Source organism: Enterococcus sp. HMSC061C05 (genome assembly GCF_001814765.1).
Taxonomy (GTDB): Bacteria; Bacillota; Bacilli; order Lactobacillales; family Enterococcaceae; genus Enterococcus_B; species Enterococcus_B lactis.
This window is the reverse complement of sequence record NZ_KV817712.1, coordinates 44,277-53,133: the sequence shown is the minus strand read 5'-3', so window position 1 is coordinate 53,133 and position 8,857 is coordinate 44,277. Positions and strand designations below refer to the sequence as shown.

The 8,857-nt window shown below is 38.4% G+C and carries 8 protein-coding genes and 1 riboswitch; of the genes, 4 read left to right on the top strand and 4 right to left on the bottom strand.

Annotated features, from left to right (window positions below; genetic code table 11):
• The first annotated feature begins 276 nt into the window (after positions 1-276).
• Entirely contained in the window at positions 277-906 is a 630-nt protein-coding gene (locus HMPREF2988_RS00260; RefSeq protein ID WP_002291071.1) for a hypothetical protein, read from the top strand.
• Between the two features lie 118 nt (positions 907-1,024).
• Here HMPREF2988_RS00260 and HMPREF2988_RS00255 read toward each other — a convergent pair whose 3' ends face one another.
• Positions 1,025-2,134, bottom strand: a complete 1,110-nt coding sequence (locus tag HMPREF2988_RS00255) for an ABC transporter ATP-binding protein (protein WP_070769768.1) — start codon at positions 2,132-2,134, stop codon at positions 1,025-1,027.
• A gap of 208 nt (positions 2,135-2,342) precedes the next feature.
• Between HMPREF2988_RS00255 and mgsA the strand changes: the two genes are divergently transcribed.
• Entirely contained in the window at positions 2,343-2,765 is a 423-nt protein-coding gene (gene mgsA, locus HMPREF2988_RS00250; RefSeq protein WP_002291069.1) for a methylglyoxal synthase, read from the top strand.
• 186 nt (positions 2,766-2,951) lie between these two features.
• Positions 2,952-3,050: riboswitch (THF riboswitch) on the top strand.
• Between the two features lie 37 nt (positions 3,051-3,087).
• Entirely contained in the window at positions 3,088-3,624 is a 537-nt protein-coding gene (locus HMPREF2988_RS00245; protein ID WP_002291062.1) for a folate family ECF transporter S component, read from the top strand.
• Positions 3,625-3,663: 39 nt separating this feature from the next.
• On the opposite strand, the gene HMPREF2988_RS00240 is transcribed toward HMPREF2988_RS00245, so the two are convergent.
• Entirely contained in the window at positions 3,664-5,427 is a 1,764-nt protein-coding gene (locus tag HMPREF2988_RS00240; protein WP_002291060.1) for an ABC transporter ATP-binding protein, read from the bottom strand.
• Between the two features lie 2 nt (positions 5,428-5,429).
• Positions 5,430-7,145, bottom strand: coding sequence for an ABC transporter ATP-binding protein (locus HMPREF2988_RS00235; RefSeq protein ID WP_070769767.1), 1,716 nt, complete (start codon positions 7,143-7,145; stop codon positions 5,430-5,432).
• Positions 7,146-7,769: 624 nt separating this feature from the next.
• Here HMPREF2988_RS00235 and HMPREF2988_RS00225 point away from each other — a divergent pair.
• Complete coding sequence (locus tag HMPREF2988_RS00225) at positions 7,770-8,366, top strand: hypothetical protein (protein WP_070769766.1); 597 nt, start codon at positions 7,770-7,772, stop codon at positions 8,364-8,366.
• A 249-nt stretch (positions 8,367-8,615) separates the two neighbouring features.
• Here HMPREF2988_RS00225 and HMPREF2988_RS00220 read toward each other — a convergent pair whose 3' ends face one another.
• Positions 8,616-8,840, bottom strand: a complete 225-nt coding sequence (locus HMPREF2988_RS00220; protein WP_002315767.1) for a hypothetical protein — start codon at positions 8,838-8,840, stop codon at positions 8,616-8,618.
• Between the last annotated feature and the right edge of the window lie 17 nt (positions 8,841-8,857).

Genomic DNA, 8,857 nt, shown 5'->3' with positions numbered 1-8,857 from the left:
ACAAGGAGCAATTTCAAAAAACAGATTCTCCTATTTTTGATTTGGTTGGGCTTATTTCCGCAAAGGCAAGCTTTTGATTCCCATTATGAACAAGGAGATGTGACACAAATTTTGTCACATCTCCTATTTTTGTCTCTTGATCAAAAAATTCTTATACTGGATACTCACACTCATTTTGTATGGATTTAGAAAAGAATATGTGTCTTGACAGTTATTGATAAGTGAGTTATACTAAGTCGACATTTATGTGTCAAGACATATTAGGAGAGGGAAAAAATGAGAAAAAATTCAGTTCGAAAACTAACGATTTCTGCTTTATTGATTGGGATGGGGGTCATTATCCCAATGGTTATGCCTAAAATCATGATCCCACCTGCTTCTTTTACATTAGCGTCTCATGTGCCATTATTTATTGCGATGTTTTTTACACCAGGAGTTGCAGTGGCTGTTGCACTAGGTACGACATTCGGTTTCTTTTTGACAACGCCAGTTATCATTGCATTGCGCGCATTGTCACATCTTGTATTTGCATTGATCGGGGCATGGTACTTGCAGAAGCATCCGAGTATCGTTTTAAAGAATGGACAGTTTACTTTTACTAATTGGCGTTTCCAAGGGTTCAATTTTGTGATAGGTGTGATTCATTCTTTAGTAGAAATGCTAGTAGTCAGCATCTTTTACTTCATCGGTAATATGCCTGACACGTATTACTCTCAAGGATATTTTTATACAGTGTTCATCTTGATGGGAATTGGTGGACTCATCCACAGTTTGGTTGATTATAATATTGCTTATTTTATAGCAGGAACACTCAGCAAATACTTTGATATCCCGGTATTTACGGCAGCAAAAAAAGGAAATCGGAAAGAATCGATTCAAGGGTACGCGAAGAAAACGACATACTAATGATCTATCAAAGAAAAACTCTCATCTGCTAACGGATAATAAATCCGCTAAGATGAGCGTTTTTTGTCCTAAAAAGAGCTACACCACTATTTTCTGGCGTAGCTCTGAAGGGGGCAGATTAGGGAAGTTTGATGACTTGTTCGGTTTCTTTATCAAAGAAGTGCCCTTTATTGATGTTGAAGGCAAGGTCAATCATTTCACCTGGTTTATGGAAATCTCTTGCATCTACTTTTGAGATGAACTCAGTAGAACCAGTTTTTGTGTAAAGCATCGTTTCAGCACCAAGTAATTCGGAAACGACAACTTCTGATTTCACTACGGCTTCAGGTGAAGCTTCAAGGGCTACTTGTTCACTGTGGATGTCTTCTGGACGAATGCCGAAGATGACTTCTTTTCCTTCATAACCTTTTTCGACTAATACTTTGTTTTTCCCTTCAGGAATACGAAGCTTAAGCCCATGTCCATCTGTGATGACACCGTTTTTCAATGTCACATTAAAGAAGTTCATGGCAGGAGATCCAATAAAGCCGGCAACGAACATATTGACTGGTGTATCATAAACTTCTTTCGGTGTACCGATTTGCTGGATAAATCCGTCTTTCATGATAACGATTCGGTCAGCCATAGTCATCGCTTCTGTCTGATCATGAGTAACATAGATCGTCGTTGTTTCAAGACGTTGGTGAAGTTTGGCAATCTCAGCACGCATGGCTACACGTAATTTAGCATCTAAGTTTGACAATGGTTCATCCATCAAGAAGACTTTGGCATCCCGAACGATTGCACGTCCTAATGCTACACGTTGTCTTTGTCCACCAGATAAAGCAGCTGGTTTTCGTTTCAAGTATTCTGTCAGTCCGAGGATCTCTGCTGCATTGTCCACACGCTTTTTAATGTCTGCTTTATCATATTTACGTAATTTCAAACCAAAAGCCATATTATCATAAACAGTCATGTGAGGATACAATGCATAGTTTTGGAAAACCATGGCAATATCACGGTCTTTAGGTGCCACGTCATTCATGACTTTTCCGCCAATATTTAGTTCTCCTTCAGAGATATCTTCCAGTCCCGCAATCATTCGCAAAGTAGTTGACTTTCCACAACCGGAAGGACCAACAAAAACGATAAATTCACGATCTTTGATTGATAGATTAAAATCAGTCACAGAATAATTTTCTGCATTATCATATTTTTTATATACGTTTTTCAGAGCCATTTCTACCATAATACGTTCCACACTTTCTTTTTTAGTTTTATTAACTGATTAAAGTATAAATGAAAGCGTTAACTAAGTTCAATGTCATGTTGAACAAGAATTTTTTCTTTTTTTTGTCAATGTGCTAGTTTTAAGCTTCAATAAATATCCATAAGAAATAAAAACTGATACACTGGAGTAAATAAGTATGTTAACCATATCAAAAGGAGTGTCTCTTATGAAAATCGCTTTGATCGCTCATGACCGAAAAAAACCTATGATGGTGAAATTAGCAACAGCGTATAAAACAATATTGGAAAAACATGAACTTTTTGCTACCGGGACGACTGGACAACGGATCACGGAAGCGACCGGCTTGCCCATTCATCGGTTTAAATCCGGACCGTTAGGCGGAGATCAGCAAATTGGAGCAATGATCTCGGAGGACCAGTTAGATTTGGTGATTTTTCTTCGAGACCCCCTAGCTGCACAGCCGCATGAACCAGATGTAACAGCACTTATCCGTTTATCTGATGTTTATGAGATTCCGTTGGCTACGAATATCGGAACAGCTGAGGTGCTGCTAAGAGGACTGGAAGCCGGCTTCCTAGATTTTCGAAGAATCGTCCATGAAATAGACAAACGTCCACTTTCATTTTGATGGATAAGTGTATAGAAAAATAACGTTTAATGTTCGCCTATATGTAGCTATAAAAGCTAAACGAACTGAGAAGATGCGATATAATACGAACGTATTGTATAATATAACCAATAATATTAGTTTTTCGTGTTTGCAGTAAATGTGAAAATATGCTATAGTTTCTGTGGGAAAAGATCCCAAAAATAATACAGAGTAGAAAATAAAGCGTTAAGTGCTAAGAGGATGGGATGTTGCCTCTTGGACGAAGGACGTAATGTTCGCGGTTTTATTTTCGCATTCGCTGCATGATACGATGTAGCAGCTCTTAAAGGAGATGCTAAAAATGAAGAAACACCGGTTAGACGCACGTATGATTGCTATTATGGGCTTACTGATTGCATTGATGGTCACGTTGTCCCGTCTGGTAGCAATCGAGACCCCATTTATTAAAATCAGTGTCACATTTATTCCACAAGTGATCATGGGCATTCTTTTTGGTCCTTTTTGGTCAGGGATAGGTGCAGTTTTAGCTGATTTAGTAGGAATGGCTCTCTTCTCGAAATCTGCATTTTTTATTGGATTTACATTGAATGCATTTATTGAAGGAGCAATCTACGGATTCTTTTTCTATCGAAAAGAAATCACTTGGAAAAATGCCATTTTGGCTACGCTTAGTGTCACGCTGATCATAAACTTATTTTTGACACCATTATGGCTTGCGTTGATGTACCATGTGCCATTGTTCAGCTGGGTCGTTTGGGCGCCCCGCCTGTTAAAAACAGTGATATGGTTACCGATTCAATCAATTGCCATTTATTACGTAGGACGTAGTGTTCCTTACAAAAAAATTTTAAGAAGTTTAGCGATCCACGCTAAATAAAAAACAAGCAGTCTTCCCATCCCAGAAGACTGCTTGTTTTTATTGTGCTGTGAATTGTGCTTGATAGAGCCGTCGGTAATAACCATCTTTTTGAAGCAACTCATCATGGGTGCCCATTTCGACAATGGCTCCCTGATCCATCACTAATATCTGGTCCGCATTTTTGATTGTGGACAGGCGATGGGCAATAACAAAACTGGTTTTTCCCTCCATCATTGCTAAGAAAGCTTGTTGGATTTTTTTCTCTGTCAATGTATCGACTGAGCTGGTAGCTTCATCTAAGATCAACATAGGCGGATTACTGATCATCGTTCGAGCAATCGTCAACAGTTGGCGTTGGCCATCTGATATCTTTAACCCTTGACCGCCAATCTTAGTATCTAATTTTTCCGGCAAACGTTCAACAAATTCATACATATAAGAGGCTTTTAGGGCATCATTGATTTCTACGTCACTTGCTTCCGGATTCCCAAAACGAAGATTTTCTCGCAATGTACTGTCAAATAGCCAAGTATCTTGTAACACCATTCCAAAACTTTTACGTAATGTATCACGTTGGATAGAGCGGATGTCATGGTCATCGATTGTAATCGTTCCTTTTGTTGTGTCATAAAAACGCATCAGCAAATTAACAAGTGTGGATTTTCCGGCCCCTGTTTTTCCTACTATAGCAATGGTTTGACCTGGATAAGCAGTAAAATTGAAATCTTCGATCAAACGCTGTTTGGGGTCATAAGAAAAAGAAACATGATCAAAAGAGACTTTTCCTTTGATATTTTTGGGTTCCAAGGCATAGGCATCTGGCAAATCAGGCTTTTCTTCTGGTTGATCGATCAAATCAAATGCTCGTTCTAGACCAGAAAAAGCGGTTTGCAGTTGTGTCGTGATTCCAGAAAGTTCGATAAATGGTTTAGAAAACTGACTTGAGTAGATCGTAAAACTGGAAATCACACCAACAGTGATTGACGAACCACTCTTCAATGCCAATAGGCCGCCAACTAAACCAATCGATAAATAAGCAAGGTGATCTACAAAACGAGAAGACGGGTTTGTCAAGGAAGAAGAAAATTGTGCCCGTTGTCCTTTTTGATATAGATCAGCATTTAGCAGTTCAAATTGCTGTTGACTAGCTTCTTCTTGCTGAAAAGCTTTCACGATTTTCTGATTACCGATTCGTTCGGTCACAAAGCCCGAGATCTCCCCAATGATTCTTTGCTGTCTATCGAAATTTGTTTGCGAAGCACGAGCAACGATCCAACTCACAAGGAAAATAATCGGTGTGGAACAAAGAACGACCAATGTCAGAAGTGGACTTAGACGCATCATAAAAATAAACGAAAGAAGGATGATCGCAACTCCGGAAAACAATTGATTGAAGGCAGCAGAAATCGCAATAGAAATGTTGTCCATATCATTTGTAAATCGACTGACGATATTTCCATGAGAATTTTGATCATAATAACGAAGTGGCAATCGATTCAGTTGAGCAAAAGCATCTTTTCTTAATGTTGCAACGGACAAGTAAGCTAACCGATTGCTTAATACTTGGATGAGCCATTGACTGACTACGTTGATCAAAACGATCCCACCGAACAGAATCAGTAAATGGAATAGTCGATTGAAGCGAACTTGTCCTTCTCCGATCATTTGATCGATACTTTGGCCAATTTGTAACGTCATCACAACTGTTGCGATCCCGTTGATGATCCCTAGTAATACAGCTAGCCAAATGTCTTTCGCATAAGCAGTAAGATAAGGGATGAAGCGACGGAGTGTCTGCAAGGATAATTTTTTTACTTTCATAACTATTCTTCCTCCTGTGATGCGACGATTTCCTGATATTCCGCTGATTGAGCAAGTAATTCTTCATGCGTACCTTGAGCAGCGATCTTTCCTTGATCCATCACTAAGATATGGTGGGCTTCTTGAATGGAGCGGACACGTTGGGAGATAATGATCACTGTACTGCCAAGATAAGTCTGCAGCGCCTTACGCAAATCCAAGTCAGTCTGATAATCCAACGCACTCAAAGAGTCATCTAAAATCAGTAATTCTGGCTTGGCAATCAAAGCTCTTGCAATCGTTAGTCGCTGTTTTTGACCGCCGGAGAAATTTTTTCCGTTTTCCATGACTTTTGTATCTAAACCATTTGGAAGCTGACGTACAAATTCTTCTGCCTGAGCGATTTTCAGGGCTTCCCAACACTCATCTTCTGTGGCATCTTGCTTACCCCATTGAAGGTTTTCACGAATAGTCCCAGTAAATAACACGGAAGTTTGGGGAACAAGGGCGATTTGCTGACGAAGATGATCCAGCTGCCAAGAACGAACGTCCATTCCATCCATTATGACTGTACCGGAACTGACATCATAGAAGCGCGGAATCAATTGAGTCAAAGTCGTTTTCCCGCTTCCCGTTGGACCAATGATTCCAAGGACCGTATTTCGCTTCAGCTGAAATGTAATCCCTTGAAGAGAAAGCCCAGAATCAGGAGTATAACGGAAGTCAACGTGATCAAAAGCGAGAATCGATTCAGAAGAAAAATCGGGAGTAGTACTGATCTCGGCTTCAAGAATCGAATTCTCTGTGTCTAGAACCTCTTTTACTCGATTACCTGAAGCTTCGGCACGTGTGAAGATCACGACGAGGTTTGAAACAACGATCAGTGCCAAAAGCATTTGATTCATATAATTGATCAAAGCAAGAACTTGTCCTTGTTCCAAACTACCAATGTTTACTTTGATCCCGCCGACTGTTAGCAAACAAATGATTCCGACATTCATAATCAAGGTCGTAGCAGGCGATAAAAGGGCAGAGATATTGGAAACACGTAAATAATTGTTCGCTAGATCATTTGTGCTTTTATCAAACTTTTCTGTTTCTTTTTTTGTCTGTGCAAATGCACGTATGACACGAACGCCGCTAAGATTCTGGCTGACGTGTTCATTGAGCTGGTCTAGTTTTTCTTGCACTTTTTGATAGAGAGGAACAGTTTTTCTGATGATAAAAAATAAGATGATGGAGAAAATAGGCAATAATGCTAAGAAAAACAGACCTACTTCCCAGTCGATCACAAAAGCCATGACTATTGAACCGATGCTTAAAAATGGTGCTCTAATCAATAAACGAATGACCATTGCTAAAGCTAGTTGAAGCTGATTGATGTCGTTTGTCATTCGAGTGATCAAGGTATCTGTTCCAAAATGATTCAACTCGTTGTGAGAGAAAGTATTGATTTTTTTGATCAGCTGATTTCGCAACTCTGTACCAAATCCTTGTGAAGCTACTGAAGCGTAGTATTGGCAAATGATAGCACAAATCAGACCAATCACAGACATAGCGACCATCCATAAGCCCATTTCAATGATTTTTCCTCGGTCATTCATTTTTAATCCATTATCGATCAAGGAAGCCATCATTAAAGGTAGGACAAGTTCGAAGACAGCCTCAAGAAACTTGAAGAACGGACCCAAAATGATTTGCTTACGATAATCTTTTGCATAACGTAATAACTGAATCATATGATTCCTCCTATTATTTATTTGTCTACAGTTGAAAAAACAAGTACTACCACATTGTAGCTTAGGAAATTTAGAATGAAAAGAGAACAAGCCTTTTCATAAATGAAAGTTTTATTATGAAGAGATTTTAGAGATTGAATAGAATATTTTTTAGAAAAAAAGAAAGAGAACGGGAAATTCATCCCGGTCTCTTCATTCCTCCAAACGTCTATTTTGTCCGATTTTTTATAAATGAATCGTGTGCAAAAGGTGGATCAGGTACAGAATCATCAATGGAGCGCTATTTATTTTTTGAAAATAAAAAAGTAGTGATTCCATGATTTAAGTAAAAAACAGCGAGTATAAAGCAAATGATCTTAGTAATGAATAAAATCTCATAAAATGGAGAGGGCGAAGCTTCATTTTCCATAAAAACCATCGTTATTTTTGGCGAAAAAATTAAAAGTAACGATGTTATTAAATCTAATAACAGCTTTGTTTTCATAGTTTATTCTCCTTTTTCGAAAGTTGTTGAAATCGTTTTCTTTTTATGATATAAAGTTATTGTAACAAATTGTTTGTGGGAAAGCTAATTAATGTTGAAGGAAGGACTAGGAAAATAAAAAAATTGTTGATTGGTTTATTATGTATGGCAGCTTTAGGGGGGTAAGTAATATCGGACAGCCTGTGTTTGCTGTAGAAGTGGATGCATCAGTGATCGACATATCAAATGAAAAGAAAGAGATAAACATAAGTCCCGTACTCACTTTTGATGAAATGGTGCGAGAAGTAGCAAAAGAAAACGGCATCCCTATTATCCAAGCACAACAAGAGCTTGGATTCACAGATGAAAGTGCAAGACAAGCACGTACAGCAAGAGCAACATACAGAACATTATCGCAATCTTTCACAGTCAATGCTAGTTATAGACCCACGATGCGCTTTTATTGCGAGACCAGTGAAAGTGGAAATTTTAGGGCTATCAAAAGGATCGTACGAGTTGAAATGATCCGCGGATATAATGGTTTGTCGAAACAATTTGGTGGAACTGTTTATGTTCATTTAGAAGATGCTAACCGTATTTTTTACATTGTAAATGGCGACTTCTTCAATAATGGTTCAACAACTTGGAATGCAGGGGTGAATATCGGAGTAGGAAGAAACGCTTCTATTAAGTTTGGTGTAACGAATACAACCTCTCATTATCAATATCGCTATGTAGAGAGTCGTTTGCGATTTTGATATCAAAACAGCACACGAAAAAGAAAACAAGGCAGGAACAGTGATGTTTCTACCTTGTTTTCTTAATCAATGGGAAAAAACTAAGAGTGGTGTACGTAATCAATAAAAAGGATGGTGACAACAGTACCTCTTTACTCTCTGAAAGCATCATAACTCGTTTTTCCTCGTTACGCCAATAAATTGTTGTTATACCAGATATAAGGATTTGTAATAACAAAAAGCAGACAGAAAAATTGAGAGCTGTGCCTCCTATTTTGTGTGGAAGGATTTATAGAACGCAAAAATCAAGATAAAGATAAATAAAAATCCTGTTTCGGCTATATATTGCGTATCTACATCGATAAAACGGGTTTGTTCTGTCATAGCCATATAAAGCAAAGGTAAAAACACAACCACAGCGAGATAAGATCCGATGATTTCGCGAAAAGTTTTCCAAGAAGTATACTTCCTCTTTTTAGATTTATCCGATTTCATTGAATAGTCATAGCCTC

Bases quoted from the DNA above. Each gene is read 5' to 3' on its own strand.
- HMPREF2988_RS00260 (WP_002291071.1), top strand. From the start codon at position 277: ATGAGAAAAAATTCAGTTCGAAAACTAACGATTTCTGCTTTATTGATT.
- HMPREF2988_RS00255 (WP_070769768.1), bottom strand. From the start codon at position 2,134: ATGGTAGAAATGGCTCTGAAAAACGTATATAAAAAATATGATAATGCA.
- mgsA (WP_002291069.1), top strand. From the start codon at position 2,343: ATGAAAATCGCTTTGATCGCTCATGACCGAAAAAAACCTATGATGGTG.
- HMPREF2988_RS00245 (WP_002291062.1), top strand. From the start codon at position 3,088: ATGAAGAAACACCGGTTAGACGCACGTATGATTGCTATTATGGGCTTA.
- HMPREF2988_RS00240 (WP_002291060.1), bottom strand. From the start codon at position 5,427: ATGAAAGTAAAAAAATTATCCTTGCAGACACTCCGTCGCTTCATCCCT.
- HMPREF2988_RS00235 (WP_070769767.1), bottom strand. From the start codon at position 7,145: ATGATTCAGTTATTACGTTATGCAAAAGATTATCGTAAGCAAATCATT.
- HMPREF2988_RS00225 (WP_070769766.1), top strand. From the start codon at position 7,770: ATGTATGGCAGCTTTAGGGGGGTAAGTAATATCGGACAGCCTGTGTTT.
- HMPREF2988_RS00220 (WP_002315767.1), bottom strand. From the start codon at position 8,840: ATGAAATCGGATAAATCTAAAAAGAGGAAGTATACTTCTTGGAAAACT.